This window comes from Actinosynnema sp. NPDC002837 (genome assembly GCF_040295345.1).
Taxonomy (GTDB): Bacteria; Actinomycetota; Actinomycetes; order Mycobacteriales; family Pseudonocardiaceae; genus Actinosynnema.
In genome coordinates this window covers 14,505-30,123 of record NZ_JBEOVG010000104.1, presented here as the reverse complement: position 1 = coordinate 30,123, position 15,619 = coordinate 14,505, and the positions used below count along the sequence as shown (strand labels likewise).

The following is a 15,619-nucleotide window of genomic DNA, read 5'->3' as shown; positions in this document are numbered from 1 at the left end:
GCATACCGCTGTTGTATGTGGCCCATTCGGCCGTGCCCCCGGGAGCCGCCTCAGGCCCGACTATCGCGAACACGGACTTGTGAAACAGGCGCTAGACGTGCTTCACCGCGGCCAGCAGCTTGGTCAGCGACTCCTTGGCGTCGCCGAACAGCATGGTGGTCTTCGGGTTGTACAGCAGGCTGTTGTCCACGCCCGCGAAGCCGGGCCGCATCGAGCGCTTCATGAACACCACGGCCTTCGCCCGGTCCACGTCGAAGATCGGCATGCCGTAGATCGGGCTGCTCGGCTCGTCCCGCGCGCCGGGGTTGACCACGTCGTTCGCGCCGACCACCAGCACCACGTCGACGCTGCCGATGCCGGGGTTGACGTCGTCGAGCTCCTTGAGGTGCTCGTACGGCACGTCCGCCTCGGCGAGCAGCACGTTCATGTGGCCCGGCATCCGGCCCGCGACCGGGTGGATGCCGTAGTGCACGGTGACGCCGCGCTGCTCCAGCACCTGCGCCAGCTCCCGCGCCGCGTGCTGGCCCTGCGCCACGGCCAGGCCGTAACCGGGGACCACCAGCACCGAGTGCGCGTAGCCGAGCATGATGGCCACGTCGTCCACCGTGCCGGAGCGCACGGTGCGCTGCTCGTCCGTCGCCGCCGCCGTCGAGGTCGGCTTGAAGGCGCCGAACAGGATGTTGGTCAGCGGCCTGCCCATGGCCTGGGCCATCAGCCGGGTCAGGATCGTGCCGGACGCGCCGACGAGGGTGCCCGCGACGATCAGCAGGGTGTTGGCGAGCACGTAGCCGGACGCGGCGACGGCCAGGCCGGTGAACGCGTTGAGCAGCGAGATCGCGATCGGCACGTCCGCGCCGCCCACCGGCAGCACGAACAGCACGCCGAGCGCGAGACCCGCCAGCGCCAGCAGCACCAGCAGCAGGCCGTTCCCGGTCAGCACGACCGACAGCGCGAGCAGCGCGCTCACCGCCGCCGCGCCGATGCCGAGCAGCTGACCCGCGGGCAGCAGCACGGGCCGGGTGGTCATGATCTCCTGGAGCTTGAGGAACGTGACCACGCTGCCGGAGAAGCTGACCGAGCCGATCAGCACGGTGAGCACGGTGAAGACCTGGAACAGCACCGAGCCGTGCGGCACGGCCAGGAACTCCGTCAGCGCCACCAGTGCCGCCGCCGCGCCGCCTACGCCGTTGAACAGCGCCACCATCTGCGGGATGGCGGTCATCTTCACCGACCGCGCCGCCGGGATGCCCACCACGACGCCCGCGACCACGGCGATCACGATCAGCAGCCCGTTGTGCACCGCGCCGTGCGCGTACGCCGTGACCACGGCCAGCGCCATGCCCGCCGCGCCGACGAGGTTGCCCGCGCGGGCGTACTTCGGCGTGCTCAGGCCCTTGAGCGCCAGCACGAAGCACAGCGCGGCGACCAGGTACGCGAGCTGGACCCAGGTGGGGCTCACCCGCCCACCTCCTTGTGGCCGTTGGCCGCGCTCTTGACCGGCCTGTCCGCCTTGTGGCCCTTGAACATCTCCAGCATCCGGTCGGTCACCACGAAGCCGCCGACCACGTTGACCGTGGCCAGGAACACCGCGGCCAGGCCGAGCGTGATCTCCAGCGCGTGCTCGGCGCGGCCGGTGATCAGGATCGCGCCGACGAGGATCACGCCGTGGATCGCGTTCGCGCCCGACATCAGCGGCGTGTGCAGGATCGTGGACACCTTCGACACGACCTCGAAGCCGACGAACACGGCCAGCACGAAGATCGTCAACAGGTCGATCACGGCAGCTCCCTCCTCAGCTCGCCCGCGTGCGTGAGGCAGCAGCCGGCCAGCACCTCGTCGGTGAGGTCCGGCACGACCTGGCCGTCCTTGGTCATCATCAGCAGCAGGTTGGCCACGTTGCGCGCGTAGAGCCTGCTGGCGTGCACGGGCATGCCGCTGGGCATGTTCCTCGCGCCGTAGACCAGCACCTCGCCGACCCAGGTCTCCTCACCCGGGCTGCTGGCGGTGACGTTGCCGCCGGACTCGGCGGCCAGGTCGACCACCACCGAGCCGGGCGCCATCGCCTTGAGCATGTCGTTGGTGACCAGCACGGGCGCCTTGCGGCCGGGGATGGCAGCGGTGGAGATCACCACGTCGGAGGCGGCGACCCGTTCCGCGATCAGCTCGCGCTGGCGTTCCAGGAACGTCTCCGACTGCGCCTCGGCGTAGACGCCCTGCTGCGTTTCGAGGTCCAGTTCGAGGAACCGCGCGCCGAGGCTCTTGACCTCGTCCTTGGCCGCCGCGCGCACGTCGTAGGCCTCGACCACGGCGCCGAGGCGCCGTGCGGTGGCGATGGCCTGCAACCCGGCCACGCCCGCGCCCAGGACGAGCACCTTGGCGGGCGGGATGGTGCCCGCCGCCGTGGTGAACATGGGCAGGAACCTGGGCAGCCGGTTGGCGGCCTCCATCACCGCGCGGTAGCCCGCGACCAGGGCCTGCGACGACAGGGCGTCGGCGGACTGCGCCCTGGTCACGCGGGGTAGCAGGTCGAGGCTGAACGCGGTGACCTTGTTGGCCTTGAGCACCTCGATCAGCTCTGGCTCGCTGTTGGGCTGCAGGAAGCTGATCGTGATGTCGCCCTCGCGGAGGGCGGCGGCCTGCTCTGGTGTCGGCGGTTGGACGGAGACGATCACGTCTGACTGCCCGGCCGGGTGGTCGGCGATGACGTTCGCACCGGCTGCGCGGTAGGCGGCGTCCGAGGCGTGGGCGTGTCTGCCCGCTCCGGCTTGCACGTCCACCGTGAGTCCGGCACCGATCAGCGTGGTCACCGTTTCCGGTAGACCGGCTACGCGGCGCTCGGCGGGCCGCGCCTCGACGGGTATGCCCACTCTCACGGAGAGTCACCCTAGACCGGTGTTGGTGATCTACGCCACAGGTGAACTTCAACGTTAACCGTACATACGTCTTGCTGAGACTTCCGGCCGCTCTCAGTGGATCACCGGGCAGACGCCCTTGGTGTCGCCGGGGAAGAAGTTCGGCACCAGCTCGCGCTTGTCGTAGTACCGGTGGAAGACACTGGTGATCCCGCTCGACATCGGCGGCACGATCCACGTCCAGTCCGCCGGGCACGAGCGGCCCGCCTCTTCCTCCTTCTTGATGTGCGTGAGGAACCGGTCCGACTCGGTGTGGTGGTCGGTGATGGTCACCCCCGCCGCCGCGAACGAGTGCAGCACCGCGCGGTTCAGCTCGACCAGCACCCGGTCCTGCCACAGCGTCCGCACCGACGAGGTGTCCAGGCCCATCCGCTTGCCCAGGTACGGCAGCAGGTCGTACCGGTCGGCGTCGGCGAAGTTGCGCGCGCCGATCTCGGTGCCCATGTACCAGCCGTTGAACGGCGCGGCCGGGTAGTCGATCCCGCCGATGCGCAACCGCATGTTGCTGATCGCGGGCACGGCGTGCCAGCGCAGCCCCAGGTCGGCCAGCCACGGCAGCTCGGGGTGCCCGATCGGCACCTCCAGCACCGCGTCGGGCGGCAGTTCGACCAGGGCCGGCTCGGCGTCCTCCCGTTCCACGATCAGCGGCAGCACGTCGAACGGCCCCCGCCGGGTGGGCGGGCGCCAGCCCATGCCGATCGCCTGCTCGGTCAGCTCGGCGTTGCGCCGGTCACCCAGGACGCCGCCGTCCGAGCCGACGTAGCCCGCGTAGCGGACCAGCTGCTCGTTGCGGATCCTCGGCGCGGGCTGGCCGGGGTCGTCCGGCGCGAACACGGTGATCACCGGGCGGACCTTGCCGCCGTTGGCGGCGAGCTTGAGGTGCTCGACGCACTCGTCCGCGATCTCCTTGGGGTCGCGCAGCTCCCGCAGGTCGCGGACCTTGAGGCTGCGCCAGTACAGGCGGCCGATGCAGCGCGCGCTGTTGCGCCACGCCACGCGTGCGCCGAACGTCAGCTCGTCGGGGGTGTGGCGGTACGTGCCGGTGGCGGCGACCTCGGCGTGCACCTCGGCGAGGCGGTGCTCGACCGGGCCGAGCTCGGGGTGCTCCGCGTGGTGCAGTCGGATGAACTCGTCGGCCTCGGCGAGGTCGACGGTGAAGGCGGTGGCGTCGTGCAGGGGAATGGCTTCAGCCGGACACGAGGGGACGGGGGCCATGGCGGGACACCGTAGTTGCCCTTTCGTGGTTGTCGCACCGCCGTGCCGGGCACCGAGGGGGTGCGACAACGGACCGTTGATGCCACAGAGTGAGTGCTTGATCGCGCAGAAGTGTGACACATCCTGGGAAAACGAGTGATATTCGATCGTTATCCGCTCGAATCACGGCGGTTACCTGTGATTTACATCACAGCCTCGTTGTCCCCTATCGGGTGACAACGACGGCGGTGTCCACGCCAGGAACTTCGTCGCCCTCGCCGAACCCACCGACGCCGGGACCGCGCGCATCGCGACGTCGCGCATCGTCACGGCCACCGGGTTGCGCACCTTGTGCCCCACCCGCCCGAGCACCCGCGACGCCTTCGCCATCCGCTGCGTGCGCGGCCGGCGTTGGCGGTCGTAGTCGGCGAGCGCGGTCGGCACGTCGTCGGCGCGGGCACACGCGGCGGCCAGCACCACCGCGTCCTCGATCGCCATGCACGCGCCTTGCCCCAGGTAGGGCGTCATCGCGTGGGCGGCGTCGCCGAGCAGCGCCACCCGGCCGCGCACGAAGGTCGGCAGCGGCGTGGCGAGTTCGTGGATGTCGTGCCGCAGCACGGTGTCGGGCGGCGTGGCGTCCAGCAGGTCCGGGATGGGGTCGTGCCAGCCGGCGACGAGGCGGCGCACCTCGCCCAGTTCGTCGGCCGAGCGGCCACCGGCCGGCGCGACGGTGGCCGCGTACCAGCAGACCCGGCCGTCACCCAGTGGGAGGACGCCGAACTCGGTGCCGGGACCGAGGGTCTGGCTGACACCGAGATCGCGCGGGAACCGAGCGGTCGTCACGCTGCGCCACGCCGTGGTGCCCGCGTACACCGGCTGGGGCAATGTGGGGAACAGCGCCTGCCGGGCGCGGCTGCGGATGCCGTCCGCCGCGACCACCAGGTCCGCGTCCAGGTCGTCCAGGTCGTGCACCTCGGTGTCCGTGACCAGGCACTCCGGCGGCAACGCCGACCGCAGCACCCGGTGCAGGTCCGCCCGGTGCACGGCGACCACGTGGTCCTGGTGCGGCGTCTCGACGTGCGCCAGCGTCCGCCCCTTCCGGTCGCGGATGCCGCCCGGCACGCGGGGCGTGCCGATCCGCCGCACGTCGTCGGCCAGCCCCAGCGCCGCCAGCGCCCGCATGGCGTTCGGCATCACGCCCACGCCCGCGCCGACCTCGCCGAACTCCGCCGCGCGCTCCAGCACCGCGACCTCCCACCCGACCCGCCGCAACGCCACCGCCGCCGTGACACCGCCGAGGCCACCGCCCACCACGACCGCTCTCATGCCCGCTCCTTCTACAGCTGTAGATGCCCGTACTCTACAGCTGTAGAAGGAGGATGCAACGTGACCGAGCGCATGGCCGCCCTCGCCGACGCGGCGATCCACGTGGTGGCCACGAAAGGCATGCGGGGGCTGACCCACCGCGCGGTGGACAGGCAGGCGGGCGTGCCCACCGGCTCGACCTCGGCCTACTTCCGCACCCGGAAAGCGCTCGTCGAAGGCGTCGTGCAGCGGCTCGCCGAACTGGACAACGCCGAGGTGGTCGACGTGAGCACGGACGTCACCCGGGACCTCGACCTGCTGGCCGAGGGCGTCGCGCACGTGTTCGACCAGTGGATGACCACGGCCCGCGAACGCACGCTGGCCCGGTACGCGTGCCTGCTGGAGGCCACCCACCACCCCGAGCTGCGCGGCATCCTGGCCCACGGCGAACGGCCGCGCGCACGGATGCGGCAGCTGCTGGCGGCGTTGGGCGCGGAGGACCCGGAGCGCCAGGGCCGGGACCTGGTGGCGTTCCTCGACGGCCTCGTGTTCGACCGGCTGGCCGGCCCGGGCACGCTCGCGGCGCCTCCACCCGGGACCCCGGAGAGCCGCGCCGAACTGGCCGCGGCGATCCGCACGGCGCTGCGCGGCGTGCTCGGGAAATGAGTGGCGCCCGGCGCTATCGTCAATCGCATGTGGGCCTTCGGGATCTTCTACCTCTGAGTTCGGGGCTGCCGTCCACCCCCACGCGCCACGCGTGACGGGGTCTTCGAGCCAACCCCCATCCCAGGCGGAGAGTCCCTCATGTCGCACATCGCTTTTCTCAACATTGCCGGCCACGGCCACGTCAACCCGACGCTGCCCGTCGTCACCGAGCTGGTGAACCGGGGCCACCGGGTCAGCTACGCGGTCGACCCCGGATTCGCGGACGTCGTCGAGCGGGCCGGCGCGACGCCGGTCGTGCACCCCACGACCTTGCCCACCGAAGACCAGGAGTGGCCGACCGAAGCGGCGCCGGCCATGCGCCTGTTCCTGGCCGAGGCCAAGTCGGTGCTGCCGGTGCTGGAGGCGGCCTTCGGGGCCGACCGGCCGGACGCCGTCGTGTACGACATCGGCGCGTGGACGGCGCGCCTGCTGGCGGGGCGCTGGGGCGTGCCCGCCGTCCAGTTCTCCCCCACCTTCGTCACGTACGAGGGCTGGGAGGAGGAGCTGGGCGACATGGTCGACCAGCCCGAGGTGACCGAGTTCTACGCCGAGCTGGAGCAGTGGCTGGTCGCCGAGGGCGTGGCGCTGCCCGGCCCGGCGTACGTCGGCGACCCGGACCGCGCGGTGGTGAGCATCGCGCGGCCGTTCCAGCCGAACCACGAGTCGGTGCACCCGAAGTACACGTTCGTGGGACCGTGCCTGAGCGACCGGTCGGCGTTCCAGGGCACGTGGGAACGGCCCGCGGACGACCGCCCGGTGCTGCTGATCTCGCTCGGGTCGGCCTACACCAACGAGCCGGGGATCTACCGGCGGTGCTTCGAGGCGTTCGGCGACCTCGACTGGCACGTGGTGATGGCCGTCGGCAAGCACGTCGACCCGGCCTCGCTCGGCGAGCCGCCGTCGAACGTGGAGCTGCACCGGTGGGTGCCGCAGCTGGAGATCCTCTCGCACGCCAAGGTGTTCATCACGCACTGCGGCATGGGCGGCACGATGGAAGGGCTCTACCACGGCGTGCCGATGGTGGGCCTGCCCATGCTCGGCGAGCAGGCCATGAACGCGATGCGCCTGGTCGACCTGGGCGTCGGCAGGCACATCCCGCGCGAGGAGGTCACCGCCGAAGGGCTGCGGTCCGCCGTGCTGGAGCTGGCGGACGACCCGGAGGTGGCCCGGCGGCTGGCCGTGCTCAAGGCCGAGACCCGGGCGGCGGGCGGCACGGCCGCGGCGGCCGACGTGATCGAGGCGGAGTTGGAGTAGCTCAGAGGGGGCGGCGCCTTCTACGCCGCCCCCTCCCCGTCTACGCGGATCGCTCCGAGCTGCCCAACCTGGGGAACGGGTCGGTCGAGAACACGACCTCCACCGGCACCTCGAAGTACTGCGCGATGCGCAGCGCCAGGTACAGGCTGGGGCTGTACTCGCCCCGCTCCAGGTAGCCCACGGTCTGGTAGTGGATGCCCAACGCCTCGGAGAGCTGCCGGCGTGACACTCCCCGTTCCGCGCGCAGCATCGCGATCCGGTTGTAGACGCTTTCGCTCATCGCACCCTCTGCAACGCCGCCTGTCGGCGTTGCTCCATCTCCGCTCCGGACTCACGGCGAGCCATCCGACGCAGGATCGTAGGCGCAAGCAGGAAGCCGACCACCGCCCACACGCCGAGCACGCCCGTCATCTCCAGGATCCGCCAGGTGCCGCCGATCTCCGCGACCGCCGCCGCGTCCGGCAGCAGCGCCGCCCTGGCGCCGTGCCCCGCCCAGTACACCGGGAACACCTGGGCCACGCCCTGCAGCCAGCCGGGCATCGCGGTGATCGGGTAGAAGATGCCCGAGATGGCGATCAGGCCCATCATCGGCAGCATGGTGATGCCCATCGCGCCGCCGGGGCTCTTGGTGACCGACCCGGCGACCGCGCCCCAGGGCAGCATCGACACCATGCCGAGCGCCAGCACGGCGAGCAGGCCGAGCACGCCGCCCACACCCGCGTCCGCCAGCACGTTCACCAGGAACAGGCCCGGCACCAGCACGATCAGCAGACCGGTCAGGGAGTCCAGCGACGTCTGCACGGTCCGGCCGACCAGGTAGCCGACCATCCCGTGCGGCACCGCCTTGGCGCGCAGCAGCGTGCCGTCCTCCCGGTTCATCGAGAGCTGGCCCGCGGGCCCAACCAGGGAGCCGAACACCATCCCCATGCCGAGCAGGCCGGGCAGGGTGAGCGCGGCGAGCGAGAGGCCGGAGCCCTCGACGGACGAGTCGCGCTGGAACCACAGCACGGTCAGCGCGGCGAGCCCGGTGAAGACGTTGTAGGCCTGGTCGGAGCTGCCCATGGAGTGGCGGAACTCGCGCACCCCGCGGTCCACGCCGAGCCGGATGGCCTGTGCCTTGGTGTTCACCGGATCGCCACCTCCTCGTCCGTCGCCTGGCCGCTCTCGTGCCGCTGCACGAGTGCCATGTAGGTGTCCTCCAACGTGCTGCGGCGCACCTCCAGCTCGGAGATGCCCGTCGCGTGCTGGCGGAACAGGTCGCGCACGAACGCCGTCGCGTCCTCCGCGGTGTGCACGTGCCGCAGGCCGTCGTGCGTCCAGCGGACCTCGGACTTGCCCGCCACCTCGCGGCTGAGCTGGTCCGGGCTGCCGTCGGCGATGATCCGCCCGCCCGCGAGCACCAGGATCCGGTCGGCCAGCTTCTCCGCCTCGGCCAGGTCGTGCGTGGTCAGCAGGATCGTCATGCCCTCCAGGTCGGACAGCCGGTGCACCAGGTCGTGGAAGTCCCGGCGCGCGTGCGGGTCGAACCCGGCCGTCGGCTCGTCCAGGAACAGCAGGTCCGGCTTGCCGACGATGCCGATCGCCACGTCCAGCCGCCGCCGCTGGCCACCGGAGAGGCTGCTGATCTTCTTGTGCGCGTGCTCGGCCAGGCCGACGGTCTCGATCAGCTCGTCGGTGTCGAACGGCCGCGGCTGGTGCGGCGTGGCGTAGGGCGCGTAGTAGCGGCCCAGGTGGTGCAGCAGCTCGCGCACCCTCCAGCGGCCGTGGTCGCGCCACGACTGGAGCACCACGCCGAGCCGGGCGCGCCAGGCCTCGTCGCCGACGGCCGGGTCGACGCCCAGCACGCGGACGTGGCCGTCGGAGGGCAGCCGGAAGCCCTCCAGGATCTCGATCGTCGTGGTCTTGCCCGCGCCGTTCGGCCCGAGCAGGGCCAGCACCTCACCCGGGCCCGCGGTGAAGTCGACCCCGTGCAGCACGTCCGTCGTGCCGTAGCGCATCCGCAGATCGCGCACCTCGATGACCAAGGACCCCTCACCTCCCCTTTGTCGGAGTTCTCGGGCATTTTGTAGCACACCTGCTATCACCCGTACTACTGCTGTTCCCTTACGGCTTATTTACTTCACAGCTTCGTGAAACTTCTGTACGTTGCGAAGTAGGTCCCTTTACGCACTGGGAGGTGTGCGAGATGACCGAAACGCTGTACTCAGAGCTGCCGAGCCGACGCACGACGGCGTTCGACCCGCCCGCGGAGTTGGGGTTGCTCCGCGAACGGGCCCCGATCACCCGGATGAAGTTCCCCGACGGGCACCTGGGGTGGCTCGTGACCAGCTACGAGCTGGCTCGCGAGGTGCACGCGGACCGCCGGTTCAGCAGCCGGGCCGAGCTCCAGCACTCACCGCGCACGGTGGCGGGCAAGCCGGTGCCGAAGCGGCCGGCGGCCAAGCCGGGCATGTTCATCGGGATGGACGCGCCCGACCACACCCGCTACCGCAAGCTGCTGACCGGGCAGTTCACCGTGCGGCGGATGAACCAGCTGATGCCGCGCATCGAGCAGATCGTGGCCGACCACCTGGCCGCGATGCGCGCGTCCGGCACGTCGGCGGACCTGGTGGCGGAGTTCGCGCTGCCGGTGCCGTCGATGGTGATCTGCGAGCTGCTCGGCGTGCCCTACGAGGACCGGGCGAAGTTCCAGGAGGACACCGCCAAGGCGCTGCGGCTCGACTCCTCGTTCGAGGAGATCATGGAGGCGTTCGAGCGGCTGGAGGACTTCGTGCTCCAGCTGGCCAAGCGCAAGCACGTCGAGCCGGGCGACGACATGCTGACCGGGTTGATCGCCACCGGCGAGCTGACCGACGAAGAAGTGGCCAACATGGGGCTGCTGCTGCTCGTCGCCGGTCACGAGACCACGGCGAACATGCTGGGCCTCGGCACGTTGTTGCTGTTGCAGCACCCCGAGCAGCTGGCCGCGCTGCAAGCCGACCCGTCGTTGGTGGACAACGCGGTCGAGGAGCTGATGCGGTACCTGACGATCATCCAGTTCGGCACGCTGCGCACGGCGTTGGAGGACGTGGAGATCGGCGGCGTGGTGGTCCGGGCCGGCGAGTCGGTCTCGATCTCGGTGGCCGCCGCCAACCGGGACCCGGCGCGGTTCGAGCGGCCGGACGAGTTCGACGTCCGCCGGTCCGCGGCCGGACACCTCGCGTTCGGCCACGGCGTGCACCAGTGCCTCGGGCAGCAGCTGGCCCGCATCGAGATGAGGGTCGGCTTCGCCGCGCTGTTCCGGGAGTTCCCGGACCTGCGGCTCGGGGTGCCCGCCGAGGATGTCAGGATGCGCACCGACATGGCGATCTACGGTGTGCACGAGCTGCCAGTGGAGTTCTCGTGAAGGTGGAAGTCGATCCGGACGTGTGCGCGGGGGCCGGGATGTGCGCGTTGACCGACTCCGCGGTGTTCGACCAGGACGAGGTGGACGGGACGGTCGTGCTGCTCCAGCCGTCCCCGACGGGCGAGCACGAGAAGGCGGCGCGGGAAGCGGCGCACCTCTGCCCGGCCGGCGCCATCCGCATCGTGGAGTGACGTGGGCTGCCGGGGCCGCCTCCGGGCGGTCCCGGCGGTGCGCGGCGGCTCAGAGCGACAGGTGCACGCGCAGGGCGTCGTCGAGCTGCTTGAGCACCGCGGGCGGCAGGCCGCCGATCCTGGCGCGGAGCCGGGCCGCGGCGACCGTGCGCACCTGCTCGGCCTGGGCCTTCGAGTCCGCGCCGAGCCCGCAGTCCTTGGCGGGCAGCAGCACCTGGAACGGGTACACCTTGGCGGTGTTCGAGGTGATCGGGACCACGGTCACCACACCCCGGCCGCCCCGTCCGGCGGCCCGGTTCGCCGCGTCGTTGCTGACGACCACGGCCGGGCGGATCTTGTTGGCCTCGGCGCCCTGCGCCGGCTCCAGGTCCACCCAGTAGATGTCACCTCGCCGCATCGTGGACACCGTCTGGCGCGGTCACGTCCCACATGTCGGCGTCTCCTCCGGCTTCCCACTCTTCCCACGCGCTCGCGTAGGCGTTCTCCAGACCCGCCTCGCGCAGGAGCGTGATCGCCTGGTGGATCACCGACGATCGAGAAGCGCTCCGGTGTTGCCGCAGGTAGTGATCAACGAACTCTACGTCCTCCTCGGGGAGGCTCACACTGATTTTCATACCTTCGATGCTACCTCCGGTGCTACCCGGTAGGAACTCGGCATGGCGAGCCCCACCAGCACGCCGAGGGAGGCCAGCACGGCGACCGCGACCATCGAGGCCGAGAAGCCGTCGCTGAACTCCGCGGCCGTCGCGTAGCCGCCGACGGCGCCGAAGACGGCGACCGCCACCGTGGTGCCGAACACGCCGCCGAACATGCGCAGCATCATGAAGACGCCGGACGCCTGGCCGATCCGCTGCGGCTCCACCGCGCCCACTACCGCCTTCTGCGCGGCGGGCATCGCCGCCGTGATGCCGGCCGAACCGAGGACCAGCGCGGGCAGGACCTCCAGGTAGGACGTGTCGGTGTCGACCGCGAAGGCGATCCACCCCATGCCGACCGCCTGCAGGAACAGGCCGCCGACGACGAACCTCCGCTCGCCGACCTTGTCGACCAGGCGACCGGCGATCGGCGCGCACACCATGAGCGTGCCGGTCCACGGCATCAGCATGAGGCCGGTGACGAGCGGACCGTGGCCCTTGACGACCTGGAAGTACTGCGCGAGGAAGAACATCGTGCCGTACAGCGAGGCGAACACCAGGAAGTTCGCCGGGTTGGCGGTGGCGAACGCCCGCAGCTTGAAGAAGGTCATCGGGACCATCGGTCGCGGCGTGCGCTTCTCGTAGAGCACGAACGCGACCACCAGCGCCACGCCGACCGCGAACGAGGCGACGACCTCCGCGCTGCCCCAGCCCGCCGCGTTGCCGCGCACCAACGCCCAGATGACGCCGAACGCGCCCAGCGTCACCAGGCCCAGACCGCCGAGGTCGAGCTTGTCGTTCGGGCCGGTGCTCTCGTCCACCTGCCGCGTGGTGAGCAGGATCGCGACGACGCCGATCGGCAGGTTCAGCCAGAAGATCCACTGCCAGGCCAGGCCCTGGGCGATCGCGCCGCCGATGAACGGGCCGCTCAGCGTGGCCAGCCCGGTGAGGCCCAGGTAGAGGCCCATCGCCTTGCCGCGCGTCCGCGGCGGGAAGACCGCGGTGATCAGCGTGAGCGACAGCGGCAGCACCATCGCGGCGCCCGCGCCCTGCAACGCCCGCGAGACGATCAGGAAGACGACGTCCGGCGCCAGCGCGCACGCCACCGACGCGACGGTGAACAACGCCAGGCCCGCGTTGAACACCTTGCGCCGGCCGATCCGGTCGCCGAGCGCCGCGCCGGTGAGCAGCAGGACCGCGAACGTCAGGTTGTAGGCGTTGACGACCCATTCCAGTTGTTCGACCGACGCCGTGAGATCCGCGCGGATCGTGCTCAGCGCGGTGGTCACGACCATGCTGTCCAGGGCCATCATGAACGAGGCCAGCGAGGCGAGACCCAAGGTCCACGCCTGCTTTGACGTCATCCGCTCCACTGCGGTGCTCACCGTTCTCCTCCGGTTCGTTCGCGACTCGGGCTCGTGGTCAGGCGCTGCCGATGGAGGCGCGCAGCGATCGCGGTAGTCCGAAGCGGGGCAGGAAGCAGTTGTCGTGGAACCGGGTGAGGGCGGTGATCCGGTCGCCGGTCAGCGACAGCACCAGCACGCCGTGCGCGTGCAGGATCGGCGTGCGGGGGTCGCGCACGTAGCAGCCGAAGGCCGGTTGGCCGTTCGCGCGGGTCGGGATCAACGCGTACCGCAACCCGTCGCGCAGCGCCACCGTCGTCAGGAAGTGCCCGATGTCGGCCGGGCCCCGGTACTCCAGCGGCATCGGCGGCATGGAGAGCCGCGCGTCGTTGGTCAGCAGGGCCACGACCGCGTCCACGTCACCGTCCTGGAACGCGCGGGCGAAGTCGTCCACGATCCGGCGCTCCAGCGGCGAGTTCGGCAGCGGTGCGCTCTCCCGGTCGAGGTCCAGCGCGCCGCGGGCCCGCTTCAACGCGCTGGTGACCGCGTTCTCGGAGGTGTCGAGGATGGTCGCGGCCTCGGCCGCGCGGAAGCCGAGCACGTCCCGCAGGACCAGCACGGCCCGCTGCTTCGGCGGCAGTTGTTGCAGGGCGGTCAGGAACGCCAGCGACACCGATTCCCTGATCTCGTAGCGCGCCTCCGGCCCCGGCGCGTGGTCGGCGATCCCGTCCAGCAGCGAGTCGGGGTAGGGCTCCAGCCAGCTGGGCTCCGCGGGGCGGTGGGACGGCTCGGGCAACCCGGCCTCCGATCGGTAGGCCGCCTGGTCGTTCGGACGACGGGCGCCGGCCCGCAGCGCGTTGAGGCAGCGGTTGGTGGCGATCCGGTAGAGCCAGGTCCGCACCGAAGCCCGCTCCTCGTACCCGCCGATGCCGCGCCACGCCGCCAGCAGCGTCTCCTGCACGAGGTCCTCCGCGTCCTGCACCGAGCCGAGGATGCGGTAGCAGTGGACCTGGAGCTCCCGTCGGTACGGCTCCACGAGCCCGCGGAACGCCTCACCGTCACCGCCGCGCGCCAACGCGAGCAGTTCCGCGGCGCCGCTTGCCTTGGCCGTCCCTCGCATGCGTGACTCCTCCTCTGCCGTGACCACCGCCCACCCGCGTTCGGTGCGGCAGGTCTGCCGTGCGCCGGTGGCCGGAACGCGCTCTCGGATGGGTGGACACCGCCGGAGCCGGGAACTGGTCGGTCCTCGCGCCTTCGGTTTCCCCTTTCGAAGCCGAACCGGCCGGCAGCTAGGCCGCGTGGAGCCGGGCGCGGAGTTCCGCGAGGGACCGGTCGAGGATCCGAGCCTCGAACTGCTGGGGATCGTGCCGTTCCGGGTCGTACTCGGCCATGAGGGCGTAGGTCTGCTCGAACCACCCGCGCAGCCGGGCAACCGTTTGCCGTTCGATCCGGCCACGGGCGACCGCGCTCTCGACGAGGAGTCCGAACTCCTCTTCCATCAACTCCGGCTTCGGCCGCTGCGGGTTCGTCCAGTCGTCCGCGAGCACGGGCCGCATGCGCACCGCGTTGGCGTTCCAGTGGAGCAGCAGCGCGAGGTCCGCCGTGAACCCGTGCGGCAGCGATTGAGGCCAGAGTTCGCGCACGGCGGCGCGTTGGCCGGACCACGGCGTCGAACCGACCTTCGGCAGCAGCTCGGGGAACAAGGTGCCCGCGAGGGGCGCGAAGAACCCGTGCAGCCAGAGCTGCGGGTAGAGCGGACGCCAGTAGAGATCCGACACCGTGGCGTCCGCGGTGCCGTTCAGGATCGGCTCGACGAGCAGCGCCACCAAGGGAGGGTCGCCGAAGTAGCGCAGGTCGCCGTCCACGAGGCAGACGATGTCCCCCTTGCTCGCCGACACACCTCGTGCGATCGCCGCCCCTTTGCCGAGTTCCGCGTCGACCACCGTCGCACCGGCCTCCCGCGCCACGTCGGCCGTCCGATCCGTGCAGCCGCTGGCGCTGACGATCACTTCGCCACTCGTGCCGAGCAGGGAAAGCCCACGTGACGACTCGGACACGACCTCGTCGATCGTGGCTTCCTCGTTGTGCGCCGGGATCACCACGCTGATCGACGCGACCCGACGTTCAAGTGTTCTCCGCGTGACCAGGTCCATGCCCAGTGCCGGGTTGATGGAGGGCAGGGTCATCCATTCGTCCTTCGGTGTCGTCCGCGCCGGGCCGGGCCGGACTCTCGGAGGCAGGCCAAGGACCTCCGCGTGGCAGGCGGGTCGACCACCTCAAGCCCGCCCGCACGCGGCGCGCGCTCAGCCGGGCAAGGGGCAACGTTGACCGTGCCCAGTCAACCGCACCACCTGACCAGCATCAACAGCGCCGACTTCGAACCCACGAGGACGTCTACATGGCGCGCAAGGTCACCAGCCGAAAAGCCGCCGACGCGCTGGAGGCGGTTAAGGGGTTCCGCTCATAAGGTGGGGGTTTAGTGTGGTGACGATCACGAGAGACATCATCGTCACCACACTTCACCGGGCGAAACGGTGGGGCGGGTGGGGTTCGAACCCACGACCTGACGGATTATGAGTCCGCTGCTCTGACCGGCTGAGCTACCGCCCCGCTGACGTGCGGTTCCGGAGGGTACAGAGGGAGGTTCCCCCGCGTCTCGACAACCCGGGCGGCGTGACCAAGCTGTGCACTGGCG

General features: G+C 70.9%; 17 protein-coding genes and 1 tRNA gene. 4 read left to right on the top strand and 14 right to left on the bottom strand.

Features of this window, described 5'->3' with window-relative positions:
* Positions 1–91: 91 nt before the first annotated feature.
* From ABTZ99_RS39135 to ABTZ99_RS39115, 5 genes are all read right to left on the bottom strand, one after another.
* Positions 92–1,459: an NAD(P)(+) transhydrogenase (Re/Si-specific) subunit beta gene (locus ABTZ99_RS39135; protein ID WP_498783930.1), complete on the bottom strand. Its 1,368-nt coding sequence runs from the start codon at positions 1,457–1,459 to the stop codon at positions 92–94.
* Positions 1,456–1,779: an NAD(P) transhydrogenase subunit alpha part 2 gene (locus tag ABTZ99_RS39130; RefSeq protein ID WP_498783932.1), complete on the bottom strand. Its 324-nt coding sequence runs from the start codon at positions 1,777–1,779 to the stop codon at positions 1,456–1,458. The genes ABTZ99_RS39135 and ABTZ99_RS39130 overlap by 4 nt, the downstream gene beginning before the upstream one ends.
* Positions 1,776–2,867 carry a Re/Si-specific NAD(P)(+) transhydrogenase subunit alpha gene (locus ABTZ99_RS39125; protein WP_499618068.1) on the bottom strand — a complete coding sequence of 364 codons (1,092 nt, stop codon included), beginning with the start codon at positions 2,865–2,867 and terminating at the stop codon, positions 1,776–1,778. Before ABTZ99_RS39125 ends, ABTZ99_RS39130 begins: the two co-directional genes overlap by 4 nt.
* A 99-nt stretch (positions 2,868–2,966) precedes the next feature.
* Positions 2,967–4,127, bottom strand: coding sequence for a nitric oxide synthase oxygenase (locus ABTZ99_RS39120; RefSeq protein WP_498783936.1), 1,161 nt, complete (start codon positions 4,125–4,127; stop codon positions 2,967–2,969).
* 171 nt (positions 4,128–4,298) lie between these two features.
* The gene (locus ABTZ99_RS39115; RefSeq protein WP_499618064.1) at positions 4,299–5,432 is read right to left on the bottom strand and encodes an FAD-dependent monooxygenase; all 1,134 of its coding nucleotides are present in this window, start codon (positions 5,430–5,432) and stop codon (positions 4,299–4,301) included.
* A gap of 60 nt (positions 5,433–5,492) precedes the next feature.
* On the opposite strand from ABTZ99_RS39115, the gene ABTZ99_RS39110 reads away from it, so the two are divergent.
* Positions 5,493–6,077, top strand: coding sequence for a TetR/AcrR family transcriptional regulator (locus tag ABTZ99_RS39110; protein WP_499618063.1), 585 nt, complete (start codon positions 5,493–5,495; stop codon positions 6,075–6,077).
* A 138-nt stretch (positions 6,078–6,215) separates the two neighbouring features.
* Positions 6,216–7,370 carry a macrolide family glycosyltransferase gene (locus tag ABTZ99_RS39105; RefSeq protein ID WP_499618062.1) on the top strand — a complete coding sequence of 385 codons (1,155 nt, stop codon included), beginning with the start codon at positions 6,216–6,218 and terminating at the stop codon, positions 7,368–7,370.
* A gap of 40 nt (positions 7,371–7,410) precedes the next feature.
* On the opposite strand, the gene ABTZ99_RS39100 is transcribed toward ABTZ99_RS39105, so the two are convergent.
* Genes ABTZ99_RS39100 through ABTZ99_RS39090 form a run of 3 tightly spaced genes read right to left on the bottom strand, consistent with a single transcriptional unit; the run spans position 7,411 to position 9,367 of the window.
* Positions 7,411–7,650, bottom strand: a complete 240-nt coding sequence (locus ABTZ99_RS39100) for a helix-turn-helix transcriptional regulator (RefSeq protein WP_033437276.1) — start codon at positions 7,648–7,650, stop codon at positions 7,411–7,413.
* Positions 7,647–8,498: an ABC transporter permease gene (locus ABTZ99_RS39095; protein ID WP_498783944.1), complete on the bottom strand. Its 852-nt coding sequence runs from the start codon at positions 8,496–8,498 to the stop codon at positions 7,647–7,649. The genes ABTZ99_RS39100 and ABTZ99_RS39095 overlap by 4 nt, the downstream gene beginning before the upstream one ends.
* On the bottom strand, positions 8,495–9,367 hold the full coding sequence (locus tag ABTZ99_RS39090; RefSeq protein WP_499618066.1) for an ABC transporter ATP-binding protein: 873 nt from the start codon (positions 9,365–9,367) through the stop codon (positions 8,495–8,497). The genes ABTZ99_RS39095 and ABTZ99_RS39090 overlap by 4 nt, the downstream gene beginning before the upstream one ends.
* A 188-nt stretch (positions 9,368–9,555) precedes the next feature.
* Here ABTZ99_RS39090 and ABTZ99_RS39085 point away from each other — a divergent pair, with 188 nt between their 5' ends.
* Both ABTZ99_RS39085 and ABTZ99_RS39080 read left to right on the top strand, forming a co-directional pair.
* Positions 9,556–10,755 (top strand): cytochrome P450, encoded by a 1,200-nt coding sequence (locus ABTZ99_RS39085; protein ID WP_498783946.1) that lies wholly within the window; start codon positions 9,556–9,558, stop codon positions 10,753–10,755.
* The gene (locus tag ABTZ99_RS39080) at positions 10,752–10,946 is read left to right on the top strand and encodes a ferredoxin (RefSeq protein ID WP_230566834.1); all 195 of its coding nucleotides are present in this window, start codon (positions 10,752–10,754) and stop codon (positions 10,944–10,946) included. The genes ABTZ99_RS39085 and ABTZ99_RS39080 overlap by 4 nt, the downstream gene beginning before the upstream one ends.
* Before the next feature lie 49 nt (positions 10,947–10,995).
* Here the strand turns inward: ABTZ99_RS39080 and ABTZ99_RS39075 are convergent, their stop codons facing one another.
* The 6 genes from ABTZ99_RS39075 to ABTZ99_RS39050 all read right to left on the bottom strand — a co-directional run bounded on the left by ABTZ99_RS39075 (position 10,996) and on the right by ABTZ99_RS39050 (position 15,534).
* Entirely contained in the window at positions 10,996–11,343 is a 348-nt protein-coding gene (locus ABTZ99_RS39075) for a type II toxin-antitoxin system PemK/MazF family toxin (RefSeq protein ID WP_498783948.1), read from the bottom strand.
* A complete protein-coding gene (locus ABTZ99_RS39070) occupies positions 11,330–11,560 on the bottom strand; it encodes a ribbon-helix-helix domain-containing protein (protein ID WP_498783950.1) in 231 nt (76 codons plus the stop codon). The genes ABTZ99_RS39075 and ABTZ99_RS39070 overlap by 14 nt, the downstream gene beginning before the upstream one ends.
* The gene (locus tag ABTZ99_RS39065) at positions 11,557–12,966 is read right to left on the bottom strand and encodes an MFS transporter (protein WP_498783952.1); all 1,410 of its coding nucleotides are present in this window, start codon (positions 12,964–12,966) and stop codon (positions 11,557–11,559) included. Before ABTZ99_RS39065 ends, ABTZ99_RS39070 begins: the two co-directional genes overlap by 4 nt.
* A 37-nt stretch (positions 12,967–13,003) precedes the next feature.
* Positions 13,004–14,044, bottom strand: a complete 1,041-nt coding sequence (locus ABTZ99_RS39060) for a sigma-70 family RNA polymerase sigma factor (RefSeq protein WP_499618061.1) — start codon at positions 14,042–14,044, stop codon at positions 13,004–13,006.
* Positions 14,045–14,213: 169 nt separating this feature from the next.
* Positions 14,214–15,110 (bottom strand): glycosyltransferase, encoded by an 897-nt coding sequence (locus ABTZ99_RS39055; protein WP_498783957.1) that lies wholly within the window; start codon positions 15,108–15,110, stop codon positions 14,214–14,216.
* Between the two features lie 349 nt (positions 15,111–15,459).
* A tRNA-Ile gene (locus tag ABTZ99_RS39050) sits at positions 15,460–15,534 on the bottom strand.
* Positions 15,535–15,619: the final 85 nt, after the last annotated feature.